We start from the raw sequence: 14,578 nt of genomic DNA on the forward strand, positions 1-14,578 counted from the left end.
CCGAAGACAGAAACCCAACCAAAGACCAAGCACCCACACCTATCGGTTGTCACATTTTTAAAGAGCTTTACTGCCTTTACTGCTTTATTCTTTACCGCTAACCGCTGCTGCTTACGCTGCATCTCGTTTAGCGAGGGGCGAATTCTACACGCTATATTCAAGCAGTCAAGCACTTTCGAAATTTATTTCTCAGTACTTAGCAAGAAAATTTCTCTTGCAAAACAACAGCTTGAACAGCTTTTTCTTCGCCCCGCTGCCGTAGCAGCAGAGAAGCGAGATTATGGACAACCACGTACATCTCGTCAAGCCCCACATCACTAAAATCCAGCAATGAGCGCTTTCCCGTAGCCCGCTCAACCTGTCCTATTCGGGCAGGTATTGGAAAAGCATAATTTTCCGGTGATAGATTGGAGACATAAGCCTTTTCGGCACCGTACAACTGCAATCGGGGGTCGGCTGTTGATGCGCTATCGTCCCATTCTTATTGTTGCTACGTGCACACAGCTAGGTGCCTGTGCCACCGAGCCAAGTGTCGAGTTAAACACTAGTCGACATCTTGCAAGGCCGACTGAGCGCAGCGCAGCCGATACGACGAGCATTCCCGAGCCACTGGCGCAAAGCTTCAGCCTGCCACCACCGAAGATCGTACCGCCGCCCGAAACCTATTCGGTGGTCGTCAGCAATATCAGGGCGCCGGAATTGTTGTTCTCCCTGGCGCGCGACGCCAAGCTGAATCTGGATATCCATCCAGGCATTTCCGGCAATGTCACCCTCAACGCGCTGGACCAAACCCTGCCTCAGCTGCTGACGCGTATCGCCAAACAGGTGGATATGCGCTTTGAGCTTGATGGCAACTACCTGAGCGTGATGCCCGATACGCCGTTTCTGCGCACCTATCGCGCCGACTACGTCAATATGTCTCGCGACACCAACGCGACAGTGGCGGTCTCCAGCCAGATTGCCGCAGCCAGCGGCAGCCTGCAGAGCACGGTTGCCAGCTCCGGCCCGGGCAGCAACAGTTCATCGACGGTGATCACCAGCGCAACCCGCAATCGCTTCTGGGACACCTTGATCCAGAACCTCAAGGATTTGCTACGCGAGACGGACAAAGTCTTCCCCGAAGGTGCTGCCGAAAGAACTGTCGAGACCATCACTTCAGGCAGCATCAATACTTCAGCACTCAAAGCCAGCAAACCTGATGAACTTCAGGCGCGAGCAGCCGAAACCGAGCGTCGCAGCTCACAAACCGAGAAGACAACCAGTTTTCGCGAGGCCGCTGCAATCATCGCCAACCCCGAAACCGGTGTGATCTCGATTCGCGCGACGGCTCGCCAACATGAAAAGGTGCAGGAGTTTCTGGGCAATGTGCTGGCCAGTGCCAGACGGCAGGTACTGATCGAAGCCACCATTGCCGAAGTCGAATTGTCGCAGAACTACCAGAAAGGCATCGACTGGCGCGCTCTCAATGTCTTCGATACCGGCTTCCGGATCATCCAGAGTGTCTCCGGTGCGATCAGCGGTCCCAGCGCCACCTTGATGGAGCTGGGCTACAACTCGAGTGGCGGCAATTTCGGCAGTACGATCAAGCTGCTCGAGAGCTTCGGCACCGTGCGCATCCTTTCCAGCCCCAAGATCAGTGCACTGAACAATCAAACGGCGGTGATCAAGATTGTAGACAACGCCGTGTATTTCACGATTGAAAGCGCCACCAATCAGAATCAGTCCACGTCCAAGACGACCTACTCGACCAGTGTACATACCGTGCCAATCGGCTTCGTCATGAATGTGACCCCACAGATCGCCGATAACGACAGCGTCTTGCTCAATATCCGCCCAAGCTTGTCGCGCGCCATCGGTGAGGGCGCGGTTGATCCGAATCCGGATCTGAAGACGGCAGGCATCATCAACCGCATTCCGGTAGTGCGCTCACGCGAGCTCGAATCGGTAATGCGCGTCAGCAGCGGCAACATCGCAATCATGGGCGGCTTGATGGAGGACCTGCTCAACAACACGAGCGATGCGGTTCCGGGCCTGGTCGGTGCGCCGGTCATCGGCAGTGCGTTTGAAAACCGCAACGATCTTAAGAAAAAGACAGAGCTGATCATTTTCGTCCGTCCGACCATCATTCACGACGGCGACGCGAACCTCGCGCATGAGTCCATGCCCAGCAGCCAGTTCTTTGCGCCGCTCTCCTCGCGCAGTTAAGGGGGGCGCAATGCAAACAAAGGCATCCAGCCCACACGGCTCAGTGAGCCGAAACAGGAGAAGCGGCACGATATCGCTCACGCACTGGCTAGGCATATCAACCCGCTACTTGCTGCTGAGTGCCACCCCTTTTTGCTACGCAAAAACCGCCGACAACGACATCAGGCTACTCACTGAACTGGCCGGAGCTACCGCACGAGCATCCAGTCAGCGCACAGAAAAAAGCTCGGCCACGCTGCAGCTTCCGCCCAGCAAAACCAGACACACCAAGCGCAGCATCTTGGCACCACGCCTTCCCCCGACAGAACCGCAAGCGTCCTCGCAAATCGAGGCCACAGATCCGCTGGCAGACACTCAGCCCGCCGCGGAGCTACACATCCGGCGCAACACACGGCAGGACACTCGCCCCCTGCAAGCCCTGGCTGACACGGCCTACGCCGCCTACCGTGCGGGTGATCTGATCACTGCCAAACATCAGTACAAGGAATTGCTCAAGCGTGCGCCAGACAACAGCGAAGCGCGCAATGCTCTGGCGCTCCTCTACTGGCGCGACGGCCAAAGCGATGAGGCGGCCAGCCTGTTCCAGGCGAGCGTGCAAGCCGACCCTGTCAACGACACGGCTTTATCCGCACTGGCCCTGCTGACCGGGAGCAGCGACCCGATCTCAGCCGAAAACCGCCTGCGCAGTTTGATCACGAAGCAGCCCGCTGCGTCGTTGCCCCATTTCGCACTGGGTAGCCTGCTTGCTCGGCAAGGGCGCTGGAGTGAAGCGCAACAAAGCTTGTTCCAGGCGCTCACGCTCGACAGCCACAACCCGGATGTCATTTTCAACCTCGCCGTTTGCCTCGATCATCTGCAAAAGAGCAAACAGGCCAGGCAGTTCTATCTCCAGGCCTTGCAGGCGAGCGCTCTAAGGCCCAGCAGCTTTGATCCGGCCGGGGTTCAGAGACGCCTCAAGGCACTCGACGAAGGAGTCAGACCATGAACGCACCTGTCGCGCCAACACTGCTGGGGCAGCAACTGATCAGCAAGGGCATGCTCAACGAGGACCAGTTACGCATTGCCCTGCATGAACAAAGCCTGTGCAAGGCTCCACTGGGAAAATTGCTGGTCAAGCTGGGCTTCATCTCCGAAAACGGTCTACGCGACACACTCTCGCAAGCGCGCGGCGCCAGCAGTATCGAACTGGGCAACCTGCAGATCTCGCCAGACACCCTGGCCCTGGTGCCGGAGACCTTGGCCAAGCGTCACCAGCTGCTGCCGATCAGCTGGGATGCGCAAACCACGAGCTTGGTTGTCGCGATGGCCAATATCGATGATCTGGTCGCGTTCGATGCACTGCGCGCCCAGCTCCCCAGCCAGGCCAGGATCGAGCCGCGCATTGCATCACACAGCGATATCGGTCGCGCCATCGAACAGCATTATGGCTACGAGCTCGCCATCGAGGGCATTCTCACCGAACTGGAAACCGGCCGCCTTGAGCCTGGCCATCTTGAAACGCAGCGCGAGGAATACAGCGCACCGATCATCCGCCTGATCAACGCTTTGCTGGCCGATGCGGTTCAGCAGGGCGCTTCGGACATCCACTTCGAGCCGGAAGCTGGCTTCTTGCGGCTGCGCTACCGTATCGACGGCCTGCTCAAGCCGATCCGCGTCCTGCATAAATCCTACTGGCCGGGCATGGTCGTGCGTCTCAAGGTGATGGGCGGCCTGAACATCGCCGAGAGCCGTGCCCCGCAGGACGGACGCTTCTCGCAAGAAATTCGCGGCCGCGAGATCGATTTCCGCATCGCTGTGCAGCCGACCATGCATGGCGAGAATATCGTGCTGCGCCTGCTCGACCGCCACAAGGGCATCCTGCCACTGGCCAAGCTGGGCCTGGCGCCGCGCCAGCTCGAAACCTTGAAGCTGATGAGCGCGCGCCCCGAGGGAATCTTGCTGATCACCGGACCAACCGGTAGCGGCAAGACGACCAGTCTGTATTCGATCATCAATCACATCTCGCACGAGGGCATCAATATCATGACCCTCGAAGACCCGGTCGAGTACCCGATGCCGCTGATCCGCCAGACCTCGATCGCCGAAGCGGCGCGCATGGATTTTGCCAGCGGCATACGCTCCATGATGCGGCAGGACCCGGACGTGATCCTGGTGGGCGAGATCCGCGATGCCGCCACCGCCGAAATGGCTTTCCGCGCAGCGATGACCGGGCATCAGGTGCTCAGCACCCTGCACACCAACTCGGCCCTCGGCGCCATTCCGCGCCTGCTCGATATCGGCGTGCTGCCCGACATCATGGCCGGCAATATCATCGGCGTCATCGCCCAGCGTCTGGTACGCAAGCTCTGCGTGCATTGCCGACAGGCGCGCCCGGCAAATTTGCACGAGCGCCGCCTGCTCAAGCTGAGCAGCGCATCGCAAGATCAGCTGTTCGAAGCGCGCGGCTGCACGGCCTGCGCTGGCAGCGGTTACAAGGGACGCATTGCGATCATGGAATTGCTGCGTGTTGATAGCGATCTGGACGAACTGATTGCCCGTCGCGCGAGCATGCGCGAACTCCGCCATGCGGCGCGCGACAAGGGCTTCGAGGCGATGGCCGACGATGGCATCCGCCGCGTGCTCGACGGCAGCACATCACTGAATGAACTGATGCGCGTGATCGACATGACCGAGCGCATCTATCACGCCACACACTGAGCGGAGGCGAAATGAGCTGCTTCGTGTATCGCGCCATCGATGCAAGCGGGCAGCGCCAGCAGGGGCGCATCGAAGCACGCAGCCTTGCCGAACTCGAGGCCTTGCTCAGGCAGTCCGGCCTGGAATTGATCAATGCGCGGCTTGCGAAAAGCTGGCCCTGGCCAACACCGACACGCAGCCTGCCGCTACGCGAGCGCATTCACTTCTGCTTCCATCTCGAACAGCTTGCACGTGCTGGCGTGCCCTTGCTCGACGCACTGCAGGATCTGCAACACAGTGCCAAACGACGCGAGACGCGCCAACTCATCGGCCGCGTGATCGAACGCATTGAAGCCGGCAGCAGCCTTTCCCAGGCCCTGCGCGCGCAAGGCAAAGCCTTCGACGAAGTATTCTGCGCCCTGGTTCATGTTGGCGAATGCAGCGGACAGCTGCCGCAAGTCTTGCAATCGCTCAGCGACTCGCTCAAGCGCGAAGACGAGTTGCGCGCCTTTCTCGGCAGAATCCTGATCTACCCCAGCATCGTCCTTGTGCTGACCCTGGCCGCCATCGTCTGCGCGCTCTTATTTGTGGTGCCTCAACTGACGCAGCTCTTCCAGAGCACCGGTCAGCCCCTGCCCTTGCAAACCCGCGCCCTGATCGGCCTGTCCGCCTTTTTGCAGCACCAGTGGCACTGGCTCATCACGGCGCTGCTCCTTGTCTCCTTGAGCATCATGGCCTGGCTGCACTGGGTTCCGCAGGCGGCGCTGCTGTGGGACCGTTGCATGCTGCGCATTCCGCAGCTGGGCGAGCTGTACCGCAAGATCATCCTGGCTCGCTTCGCCAAGCTGTTTGCCATCATGTATGCCTCAGGCATTGCCGTGGTCGATATTCTGGTGCTCACACAGGCGCTGGCCGGTAATCGCGCCGTGCGGCGCGCGCTGGAACAGGCCTCGACGCTGATTGCCGAAGGACAACAACTGAGCGTTGCGTTTGCCGCGGTCGATCTGTTCCCGCCACTGAGCATTCACATGCTGCGCATTGGCGAACAAACCGGCTCGCTGGATACCGCGCTGCGCAATCTGAGCTATTTCTACGAACGCGATGTCAGCGAATCGGTCGCGCGCTTCGAGGCCATGCTGGAGCCTGCGCTGAGCATCGTCATGGGCGCCCTGATGCTGTGGGTGGCGATGGCCAGCCTGGCGCCCATCTACGACATCGTGACGCAGATGAAAACCTGAACGGAGGACGACCGTGCTAGGCGCCGAGCAGTTTGTCCACTTGATCAGCCATGCCGGCCTGCGCAGTTTTCGCCTGCGCGGCAAGCAGCTTGAAGCCATTGCCGAATTCAACGAGCAGCCCGCAGAGCAAGCGCGCTTTAGCCAATTCGTAGAGACACATGCCCGCGCACGCCACAGCCTGCTGTTCGAGACGCCAGAACAAATCTTCCAGGACGAGAAGCTGCCACCAAGTCGCGGCGCCGATCGCCGTGCATTAATTGCGCGACGCCTGACACGCCACTTCCCCGTCGCGGACAATGCCTCGCCTGCGCGCTTCTGCCTCGCCTTGCCGCAGGGCAGGTCGCGAAGTGTGTTCTCGCGCAAGGCAGAGGAAGAGATTCTCCTCACCGGCCTCAGCAGCAAGGCCGGCGCAACGCTCGAAACCTGGCTGGCCTCGCTGCGGCAAGCCCGCGCGCCAGTGCGCGGGGTATGGAGCAGCGCACTGCTCTGCTCAGCGCTGCGCATGCTGATCTGCAAACAGGCCACACGCGGGCTGATCCTGCTGCTCACCGCACAAGGCATCCGCCAGATCTATTTCGACCACGGCCAGCTGCGCTTCTCACGCCTGGCCGCAGCGCCCGATTCCCCACTCAAGCACTGGGCGCCAGAATGCGTGCGTGAAGCACAGCAGATGCGCCTCTACCTTGGCAACCGGGGCTGGCTGGCCCACGACGAGGTACTCGATGTATTCGTGCCGCTGCCCGAAGCAGACATTGCGGCATTCGACCAAACCTCCACACAACTGCTCGCGGCAGATGGCAAGCTGCGCTTCCACTGGCGCCGCAGCGAGGAGATGTGCGCACAACTCGGCCTCCGCCCGACAGCGGCGGAATCCGCGGTACAAGAATGTCTGCTCAAGCTGACGCTGCGGAGCCGGGCGCCGCAACTGGCCGCCGCGCCAGATCTGCGCGCCGACAGACATCAACACGCTTTTCAGTACAGCGTGGTGCTTAGCCTCGTCCTGTTGCTCGGCAGCGCGAGCCTCGCTGGCCTGTGGTACGCGCAGGCGCTCGCGCTGGCACCGCAGGTCGCTCAAGCGCGAACCGAGACGCAAAGACTGGCAGCCCAGACACAGCAGGTGCAAACCGCACAAAAGAACACCCCCGAACACCTCGCCGCACTGCGCAGTGCCCTGCAGGGGCTTGATGAAGCCTCGCAGCAGCGCCTGGACCCACGCGGCCCGCTGCTGGCGCTGAGCCAGGTACTGGACGATTTCAAAGATGTTCAGCTGACGCAGCTGCGCTGGCAGGACAGCCGCTGGCCAGAGGCCGCCATCGCCACAGACCGACCCCGCCACATCCTGCAACTGACAGCAAAATTGCTGAGCGCAGCCGACACCGCGCCTGCGAGCAGTGCCGAGCGCATCCGCTCGTTCAGCCGCAGCCTGCAAAGCGCACTGGATGGCGAGCTGATCAAGCTTGAACTACCCCTCGATGACACGCCGGCGCGCGCGCTGCACAGCGACGAGCTGGTCGCTACGCAGGCTGCGCACTTCAGCGTGCAGATCAAGTTGGGGAACACCGTTTCATGATCTGGCCCGCAGACATCTCGAAACCCGCAGCAGGCGTGCTGAGTCTGTCGCTGCTGCTCAGTCTGGCCCTGCTCTACGCTGGCTTCAAGCTGCGTGCCGATGCGCAGGAGGAGTTTGCGCAGCTGCAGCGCGCCCAGCAGCACAGTGCCGCGCTGCTCCAGCAGGCGCAGCACGAGCAGTCTGCCATCGAGCAAGCACTGGCCCGCCTCGGCGAACTGCAGGCCCAAGGTATTGCCGGCAGCGCAAAACGCCTCCAATGGATGGCGGACATGCAGCAGCTGCGCCAAAGCATTGCTCTGCCGGATCTCGACGCCGAACTCGCCGCGCAAGAAGCCTTGCAGCCCAAGAGCGCCGGCAGCTTCCGGCTGCTAAACAGCCGCATGCAAATCCATGCCGCGCTGCTGCACGAGCTGGATCTGTTCACATTGCTGGCGCATCTGCACACTCGTCGTGATGCCCTCGTGGCTGCGCGACATTGCACGCTCAGTCCCGACCCTGCGCCAACCGCATCACACGCAGCACTGCGCGCCGACTGCGTCTTCGACTGGATCAGCCTCGGCACGCCCGAGCAGAGTGAGTGAGCACCATGCAGAACCGCCCAAGGCTGATGCTGCAGCTGTTGCTGATCTTTGCGGCGCAGTGCGCGCACGCGGCCGAGGATCTATCGGGCAAAAAGCTGGGGCGTCTGTTCACCACGGCCGAGCAACGCGCTCAGCTGGATTTGCTGCGCCAGCACCCAAAGCTGCGCAGCGTGCTTCCTGTGGAAGGCCTGGTGCGGCTCGATGGCATCGTGACGCCCGAGCATGGCCGTCGCAGTATTTGGCTCAATGGCCGGCGGGTGCCGGAAGAAGCAATCAGCGCTGCCGATACCGCGTCGGTACAGCTGCGTGGCAACGACGCATCCGGCCAGCGCCTGCGGGTCGGCCAGACACAACGAATCGTGCCGCTCGAAGCGGAGTCGCCGCCATGAGCCGGCGCATGGCGCAGCGTGGCGCGGTGGTCTTGCTGAGCATCCTGCTACTGGCCTTTCTCGCCCTGATGTTCGCCGGCCACCAAGTCGCCCAGGCCGCTGCACCGGGCGCGCAAAGTGTCCGGCCACAAGCTGCCTTACAAGAACAATTACAGGAACTCAAATACGCGCTATTGTTCAAGGCGATGACCGAGGACAACACGCCGGGTACCCTGCCCTGTCCTGACCTCGCGCTCAGCAGCAGTTGTGCGGCGAGCGTCAGCGGCTTGTCTGGCGAGCTGAGCCCGGCCGCGCTTGCCTTGCCCAGCTTCAGCAGCGCACGCAAGCTTTGCCTGCAATATGTCATCGCGCCCTCGCTGCGCAACAGCCTCGATACCGTGTGGCGCGGCAACGACCCCGCGCAAAAACGCATCAATCCGTCTTACGTCGCGGACCTCAGTCTGGTCGACCCAGCCAGCAATACCAACATCGCGACCTGGGCCGTGCTGCTCGCCAGCTACGAGATCAGTGGTAGCTGCTCGCTCGATGCGCTGGGCTTCCAGCTGAGCTATAGCAGCAACTCAGGCAACGCGCGCCTGCAAGGCAGTCGTGCCAGCGCGATCAATACCACGCTACTCACGATCCAGCGCGCTGACCTGCTGCAAGCGCTGTTGTTACAGGTGCTGCAGTCGGTCGATGTCGCCACGCTCAAAAGCTATCTGGCGAACCTGAGTCTCGCAAGCAGCACGCGCCTGAGCGATCTGCGCAGTGCCCAGCCACAACAATTCGACACGGCCTTGGCCAGCCCCGGTGTGATTGCCACGCTGGGCACCTGCAATGTCGATACCAGCAGCCCGCATCCACACGCCTCAGCCGTCAGCTGGCTGTGCTTCAACGCCTGGCATGACTACATTGTTTTCAATCCGCTCGATGCCTCGTTCAGCATCAGCGATGCGCAAAGCGGCCTGCAATGCACGCGTCGCAATGGCCTGTCCTCATGCGCTCGAGCAAACAGCTAGGCATGCGCGGCTTCAGCCTGGTCGAGATCGCCATCGCCCTAGTGGTGATCTCACTGCTTGCCGGCAGCTTGATGAAGGCCTTCCAGTTACAACTGGCCTTCGGCCGCAGCACACTGGCGCGCGAGCAGCTGCGTGAAGCACGTGAGGCCTTGCTCAATTATGCCGTCGTCAATCAACGCCTGCCCTGCCCAGCCAGCGACAGCAGCGGCATCGCCCAGACCAGCTGCAGCAGCACGCCGAAGGGCTGGCTACCCTGGCAAGAGCTGGGTTTGCCCGCACGCGATGCCTGGGGGCAGACACTGCGCTATGCGGTCAGCACAGCAATGAGCACAAGCGGCTTCGGCCTCGGCAGCACGGGCAGCTTGCAGCTCTATCAGGGCAGCAACCGCATGAACAATGACGAAGCCGTCGCCTTCGTGGTCTGGAGTATCGGTAGCGACGGACACGATGCCTCAAGTGGCAGCAACGCGGTTGTCACGGTGGAGAGCCCAAGTTCCGATGATCTGGTCGAATGGGTTTCGCGCTACCTGCTGTTTGGCAAAATGCTCGCCGCCGGGCGCAGCCTTTCCTTCGGCGCGGGCCCCTGATCAAGCCAGTACAGCAGTGCTTTGCTATGATCAGCCCACATGGACAAAGCACGCCCCGCCACTTCCTTTCTGACGCGCCTGCGCAATGCAGGCATCCATGCCGGAGATAGCGAAGAGCTGCGCCAGCAGAAATCCCTGCTGGTGTTCATGAGCGGCCTGATCAGCCTCGCCTCGATGATGTGGTTACTGGTTTACGGCTGGATGGGCTCGCTGTTCTCGTCCTGGCTACCTTTGAGCTTGCAGCTGCTGGTTGCGCTCAATCTATGGAGCTACATCAAGTTCGAGCGCTTCGAGTTGTTTCGCGCGCTGCAAATCGCGCTACTGCTGATCTTCCCCTTCATCGCGCAATGGTCGATCGGCGATGTCGTCTCGGCGTCCGGGCTGATCCTGTGGGGCGGGCTGGCGCCGATCTGTGCCTTGCTGTGCATCGGCATCCGTGAGTCCATCTTGTGGCTGGCGGCCTACCTGATCCTGACCCTTGCCACCGGCATCTCCGACTACCTGCTCGGCGACTTTGCTTCAGTGCTCGACAGCGAAGAAAAACGCCGCAGCGCGATGATGTTCTTTGCGCTGAATTTCGCCACTTTGTCGGCCATCATGTTCCTGCTGCTCCGTTACGCGCTGATCGACCGCGGACGTGCGCGCGCCGCACTGGAGACTGCACATACCCGGCTGGCGGCCGAACAGGCGCGCAGCGAACGCCTCTTGCTCAACGTGCTGCCGGCGCGCATTGCGGGGCGCCTCAAACAATCGGACGCCACCATTGCCGACGGCTTCGAGGCCGTCACCGTGATGTTTGCCGACATCGTCAATTTCACCGAGCTGGCAGCCGACATGAAGCCCGAGCAAGTGTTCGCCATGCTCAATCGCGTTTTCAGCAATTTCGATGAACTTGCTGAAAAGCATGGCCTCGAAAAAATCAAGACCATCGGTGACGCCTACATGGTCGCCGGCGGATTGTCGGGCGCGCGCGTCGATGCTGGCGAGGCGGTTGCGGCGCTGGCGCTGGACATCCACAAATGGTTGCGCAAAGACCAGGCAGGACGCAGCAAACCGCTGAAAATCCGCATCGGCATGGCGACCGGGCCAGTCGTTGCCGGCGTGGTCGGCAAAAAGAAATTCATCTACGACCTCTGGGGCGACACGGTCAACCTGGCCAGCCGCATCACCGAAGAAAGCCTGCCAGACGGCATCCAGTGCGATGCACGCACCTATCTCCAGCTCAAGGACAGGTTCAGTTTCGAAGGCCCCATTCCTTTCGACCTCAAAGGCAAAGGGCTGATCGAAGTGTGGCGCATGCAAGGTCGTCATTCGAACTAAATCAGCACCTGCATCAGCGACATGCGCGACGGTGAATTGATGACAAATCGCTATGTGAGATTTTGCACAGATCGTCCAGATTTCGACGCGCATTCATGAATTAGTACCGCTAGATCGACATTTCCAGCCCGCCAACTACTGGCATCATTGTTGCAGACCCCCAGCACCTACAACCAACACAGGGGTCGATGCAAAATGAGAATTCCTAAAAGCAAGATCGAAGCAGGCTTCACGCTGATTGAAATCGCCATCGTTCTGGTCATCATCGGCCTCCTGCTCGGAGCCGTCCAGAAGGGTCAGGAGCTCATCAACAGCGGCAAGGCCAAAGCCGTGATGGCAGACTTCCGCAACACCGCGACGATGCTTTCAGCATTCCAGGATCGCTTCCGTGCCGTGCCGGGTGACGACGCCCAGGCCGCCAACCATCTGGCTGGCGCCACGACAGCGGCCTCGGCCAGTGGCCAGACACCGGGCAATGGCAACATCGAAGGACTCTGGAGCTCGACCAGCGCCAGCGATGAAAGCGTCATCCTCTGGCAGCATTTGCGCCTGGCCAATCTGGCCCCCGGGGACACGACGGCGCCGGCCTCCGTCAGCGATCTCAACAGCTGGCTGCCGCGCAATCAGGAAGGCGGCCGCATCGGCGTCCAGAGCACACCGCTCATCAGCAACTGGAGCGGGCGGCAATTCATTTGCCAGGACAATATCTCCGGCCGCATCGCCCAACAGGTCGACAGCAATATGGATGACGGCGCGCCGAGCACCGGCAGCATCCGCTTTGGTGCTATGAACGGCAATAACCTGAGCCCCACCTCCGTCGCCAATGGCGCCAGCAGCAGTGTCAGCGGCAGCTTCAACGAAAGCAGTAGTTACGTGGTCTGCATGAGCTTCTGAGCCACCCGCTGCGGGCGCTGCGCGCGCCCGCAGGCTCAGGCGCCTTTGAGCAGCTTGAGTTCGGCAAGCGACAGATCAGCAGGGACGCCCAGCAGGACCAGCACATCACCGGACTGCAGTACCGTTTCATCCGAAGGATTGACGCCACGGATCCCACGCCGGCGAATCGCAGTGACCGTTACATTGATTTCCTGCAAGTGCAGATCCGAGAGCGCAACACCAATCGCGTGCGCGCCGGGCTGCAGCGCGATTGAATGCAGACGCTCCTGCAGCGCGTCCGGCCGATCAGCTGCATCGGAGGTGCCATGGAAGAATCCACGCATCACCGAATAACGCTGATTGCGGATGTCACGCACGCTGCGGATCACCCGCGAGAGCGGCATGCCGATCAAGGCCAGCACGTGGCTGGCGAGCATGATCGAGGTCTCCAGCATTTCCGGCACCACTTCCACCGCGCCGGCATTGAGCAAGCGCTCCAGATCATTGTCGTCCGCCGCACGCGCCACCACCGGCACATCAGGCCGTACGCTCTGCACGTGGTGCAGAACGCGCAGCGTCGCCTCGGTATCATTGAAGGACACGACCACCGCGCTGGCGCGCATCAGGCCGGCGGCCATCAGGGTCTCGCGCCGTGCCGAGTCACCGAAGACCACGGTATCCCCCGCCGCTGCCGCGCTGCGTACACGATCCGGGTCCAGATCGAGCGCCACGTAGCTCAGCTGCTCCTTCTCGAGGAAACGCGCCAGATACTGACCACTGCGCCCATAGCCGCAGATGATGATGTGCTTATCGGTCGCAATCGACTGTGCTGCCACGCGGGTCAGCTCCATCGAGCGCAACAGCCATTCCGAAGCGACAAAGCGCATCACCAGACGGTCGCTGACCTGCACGATCAGCGGCGCCAACAACATCGACAACACCAGCGCCCCCACAGTGACCTGCAGCGCTTGCGTCGAACCGATGTCCAGATCGCCGGCCAGGGTCAGCAACACGAAGCCAAACTCGCCCCCCGCGCACAGCCACAGGCCGCTGCGCATCGCGGTACCGGTTGGCGAACCCAGGAGACGGGACACCGCAAAGACGACGCCGAACTTGAGGGCAAGAACGCCGAGCAAAGTCAGCAGCACGAGCAGGAGATTGCTGGCGATCACGCCGACATCGAGGAACATGCCGACCGTCACCATGAAGAAACCCAGCAGCACATCGCGGAACGGCTTGATGTCCTCCTCGACGTGAAAGCGGAACTCGGTTTCCGAGATCAACATGCCCGCAAGGAACGCCCCCAGCGCCATCGACAAGCCCGCGCGCTCGGTCACCCAAGCCAGTCCTAGCGTGATGAACAGAATGTTGAGCATGAACAGCTCGGAGGATTTTCGCTGCGCCACCCAATGGAACCAGGGGCGCATCAGGCGATGACCGAGGAACAGCAACAGGGTCAGCACCACCACCGCCTTGAGGGCAGCCCAGCCAAGAATCGGCGCCAGATTGGCGCTCTTCTGGCCCAGTGCGGGAATCAGGATCAGCAAGGGCACCACGGCCACGTCCTGGAACAGCAGCACACCAAGCACCTCGCGACCATGCGGCGCGTCGAGCTGCATGCGGTCAGCGAGCAATTTGGACAGCACCGCGGTCGAGGACATGGTCAGTGCCGAAGCCAGCGCAAAGCCCGCCAGCGGGTCAACACCGAGCGCGATGCCGATCACCGTGCCAAGCACGATGCTGAGCAACACCTGCAAGCCGCCCAGGCCGAACACCAGACGTTTCATCGCGAAGAGGCGGCCCAGCGAAAACTCAAGCCCGATGGTGAACATCAGGAAGACCACGCCAAACTCCGCCAGATAGTGCGCCTGAGCGGTGTCGGGCACCAGCGCGGCGGCATGCGGGCCAAGCACGGCGCCCATGGTCAGGTAACCCAGTACGGGCGGCAGATTGAGGGTTCTAAACAGGGCAACGACCGCGACAGCGGCGGCCAACAGCAGGAGAATCAGTTCCAGGGCGTGGTTCATTCAGGGGTCTGCTCGGGGACAAGCGGATCGCTTTGGTATACTGCGAGGTCGCGACACGTGAAGCTATTGCGGTTTGACCGACTAGTAAACAGTCAAGGACAGATCCCACACTGC

General features: G+C 61.3%; 13 protein-coding genes. 12 read left to right on the top strand and 1 reads right to left on the bottom strand.

Features of this window, described 5'->3' with window-relative positions; all coding sequences use genetic code 11:
• From ABDB84_RS03795 to ABDB84_RS03850, 12 genes are all read left to right on the top strand, one after another.
• The coding region (locus tag ABDB84_RS03795) for a hypothetical protein (RefSeq protein WP_345918360.1) at positions 1-321 on the top strand (321 nt) is incomplete at its 5' end.
• A 57-nt stretch (positions 322-378) separates the two neighbouring features.
• Positions 379-2,205, top strand: a complete 1,827-nt coding sequence (locus tag ABDB84_RS03800; protein ID WP_345918361.1) for a type II secretion system protein GspD — start codon at positions 379-381, stop codon at positions 2,203-2,205.
• A gap of 10 nt (positions 2,206-2,215) precedes the next feature.
• Positions 2,216-3,190: a tetratricopeptide repeat protein gene (locus ABDB84_RS03805; protein ID WP_345918362.1), complete on the top strand. Its 975-nt coding sequence runs from the start codon at positions 2,216-2,218 to the stop codon at positions 3,188-3,190.
• Positions 3,187-4,902, top strand: coding sequence for a GspE/PulE family protein (locus ABDB84_RS03810; RefSeq protein ID WP_345918363.1), 1,716 nt, complete (start codon positions 3,187-3,189; stop codon positions 4,900-4,902). The genes ABDB84_RS03805 and ABDB84_RS03810 overlap by 4 nt, the downstream gene beginning before the upstream one ends.
• Before the next feature lie 11 nt (positions 4,903-4,913).
• Positions 4,914-6,119 (top strand): type II secretion system F family protein, encoded by a 1,206-nt coding sequence (locus ABDB84_RS03815; protein WP_345918364.1) that lies wholly within the window; start codon positions 4,914-4,916, stop codon positions 6,117-6,119.
• 13 nt (positions 6,120-6,132) lie between these two features.
• Positions 6,133-7,689 carry a hypothetical protein gene (locus ABDB84_RS03820; protein ID WP_345918365.1) on the top strand — a complete coding sequence of 519 codons (1,557 nt, stop codon included), beginning with the start codon at positions 6,133-6,135 and terminating at the stop codon, positions 7,687-7,689.
• A complete protein-coding gene (locus ABDB84_RS03825; protein WP_345918366.1) occupies positions 7,686-8,270 on the top strand; it encodes a hypothetical protein in 585 nt (194 codons plus the stop codon). The genes ABDB84_RS03820 and ABDB84_RS03825 overlap by 4 nt, the downstream gene beginning before the upstream one ends.
• On the top strand, positions 8,267-8,659 hold the full coding sequence (locus ABDB84_RS03830; RefSeq protein WP_345918367.1) for a hypothetical protein: 393 nt from the start codon (positions 8,267-8,269) through the stop codon (positions 8,657-8,659). Before ABDB84_RS03825 ends, ABDB84_RS03830 begins: the two co-directional genes overlap by 4 nt.
• A complete protein-coding gene (locus ABDB84_RS03835; protein ID WP_345918368.1) occupies positions 8,656-9,657 on the top strand; it encodes a hypothetical protein in 1,002 nt (333 codons plus the stop codon). Before ABDB84_RS03830 ends, ABDB84_RS03835 begins: the two co-directional genes overlap by 4 nt.
• A complete protein-coding gene (locus ABDB84_RS03840; protein ID WP_345918369.1) occupies positions 9,636-10,244 on the top strand; it encodes a type II secretion system protein in 609 nt (202 codons plus the stop codon). Before ABDB84_RS03835 ends, ABDB84_RS03840 begins: the two co-directional genes overlap by 22 nt.
• A 39-nt stretch (positions 10,245-10,283) precedes the next feature.
• The gene (locus ABDB84_RS03845; protein WP_345918370.1) at positions 10,284-11,564 is read left to right on the top strand and encodes an adenylate/guanylate cyclase domain-containing protein; all 1,281 of its coding nucleotides are present in this window, start codon (positions 10,284-10,286) and stop codon (positions 11,562-11,564) included.
• 195 nt (positions 11,565-11,759) lie between these two features.
• The gene (locus ABDB84_RS03850) at positions 11,760-12,458 is read left to right on the top strand and encodes a type II secretion system protein (protein WP_345918371.1); all 699 of its coding nucleotides are present in this window, start codon (positions 11,760-11,762) and stop codon (positions 12,456-12,458) included.
• Between the two features lie 35 nt (positions 12,459-12,493).
• On the opposite strand, the gene ABDB84_RS03855 is transcribed toward ABDB84_RS03850, so the two are convergent.
• Positions 12,494-14,464, bottom strand: a complete 1,971-nt coding sequence (locus ABDB84_RS03855; protein WP_345918372.1) for a monovalent cation:proton antiporter family protein — start codon at positions 14,462-14,464, stop codon at positions 12,494-12,496.
• Between the last annotated feature and the right edge of the window lie 114 nt (positions 14,465-14,578).

Source organism: Uliginosibacterium sediminicola (assembly GCF_039631295.1).
Lineage (GTDB): Bacteria > Pseudomonadota > Gammaproteobacteria > Burkholderiales > Rhodocyclaceae > Viridibacterium > Viridibacterium sediminicola.